Below are 1,740 nucleotides of genomic sequence, written 5' to 3'. Positions count from 1 at the left end.
GCCGCCGTAACCGATCAGATTTCGTCCGGCATCACTAAAAGGCGATGAAAAATCGTGCTCTCCTGATGTCGGCCAGTTCAGAAAAATCGTTTTGCAATTGGCTCAAGAGACTAATAGGTATTACGCCTCGCCATCTACATAATAATTCTCGAATTTCCGGCGCACCACGTCGTAGTCAATCAAAAAATAACAACTCCCCATGTCTGTCATTGGACGATTCGGGCTGTCAAAATTTGCACTTTCTCTTCGCCAATATTTCTGACATAACCCATTTACATGAATGTAACGCGCACCTCCTTTTTTTAAACCGTAATATTTAAACCTGTATTTAGTTAAATTTCTTGAAATTTCGGCCGACCCCCAAATTTTTGACTCTGACAAGAACCTCGGAAGGTCTTTTTCCAAGATTTCTATTTCCTGGCCACTAGGATTCCAGCAATCGCGCAACGACGCGCAAACTCGCTTCGCGACCGCAACTTCTTTTGAAAAAATTACACCCGTACTAGTTTCAATAAGGCGATCAGGAGCCACGCCCCCCTCCCCTGCAATACAAACATTACTTAGAAGCACAAGAGAAAATTCAAGGAATAACATGAAATTGACTCCAATAAAATTTAGCATTTTTAGTCCTAATAAAATTAATAGGCTTCCCGCTTTTTCGCGCAACCACATTCTTTACGAAACATATTTTCGGTGAAGGGATAATTCGCCGTTGGCTTCCCGCTAGGTCGAGGAATTCCTACTGTTCCATGTTCGTCGTAGGATAGCTGGTCCAGCCCCGTATCGCCTTGCGGCTTCCTCCCTGCATCTTCAGCCCAGGCGTGGATCAATTCGTGTCCTAGGCCAATAAACGATGGACGGTAGTGCCAGTCTTCGGAACCATCGCGGATATGAGTTTTTGCGGAGTTCCAAAGAATGTGTCTGGGCTTCAGATCCCCGTTCTTGTCGCTGCCATAGTGATCGCCATCGCAGTTTAATTCGATGGTATATGTACGTGGACTTTTGCGAAGAATGTCGACCATTCGCGCCGCGCTTTTGCCACTATTAGTTAGGTCCTTAATACCCTTCCAAATACGCGCCCTCTCAGCACGGGTACCCAAGGGCGTGATTTTCAATCCATAAAGATCTGAATTCGATAGCGGATCACTATTAACATATTCGTAAGTATTGATTCCGCCTTCAAGTCCAATCGGATCGCTCTGCACATACCGCCCCGTCTGCGGATCATAGTCGCGATAGTAGTTGTAGTGTAGATTGGTCTCACGATCAAAATATTGGCCGGGGAAACGCAAGTTATAGGTAAAATTTCCCATCCGATTCGGATTTTCATCAGGAGGGTCCTCACCGAACGGGTTTGCTCCATCCCATCGCCACACCATCTTGTTGTCGCTGACGCGCGTAATAATCCGTGGTGTCGCCAAGTGATCGGCATAAACGTAGTATGCATTTTCTTCTGCACCGCTGGCACGCGATTTAATCACGGCGACCGGCGTCCCCTCCAGGTAAACGGTTTCTTGTATCGGCGTCCCGGCGCTGTTGTACTCGCCCACCATTTGTTCGGCTTCGTTGTAGACGAAGTAAGTCGATGCACCGGCAGCATCAGACTTGATAGCCCGCTGGCCAAGTCCGTTGTAACGGTGCTGGACGGCCGCGCCACCGAGGCCTGTGGTACTGCTCAGGCGCCCGTTGTTGCCGTAGCCGTATCGTAGCGTTCCGTCGCTGATGAGGTTGCCCGTGGCG

2 protein-coding genes are annotated in these 1,740 nt (G+C 48.4%); both read right to left on the bottom strand.

Annotation, left to right across the window (positions count from 1 at the left end; genetic code table 11):
* Positions 1–120: 120 nt before the first annotated feature.
* Positions 121–594, bottom strand: coding sequence for a hypothetical protein (locus PO883_RS34330; protein WP_289313783.1), 474 nt, complete (start codon positions 592–594; stop codon positions 121–123).
* A 44-nt stretch (positions 595–638) separates the two neighbouring features.
* Positions 639–1,740: RHS repeat-associated core domain-containing protein (locus tag PO883_RS34325; RefSeq protein WP_289313782.1), on the bottom strand; the 1,102-nt coding region annotated here is incomplete at its 5' end.

Origin of the sequence: Massilia sp. DJPM01, assembly GCF_030348125.1 — a bacterium.
In the GTDB taxonomy this organism is placed as follows: Bacteria; Pseudomonadota; Gammaproteobacteria; order Burkholderiales; family Burkholderiaceae_D; genus Telluria_A; species Telluria_A frigida.
Note: the sequence above shows the minus strand (reverse complement) of the source record. Positions and strands in the feature narration are given on the sequence as shown.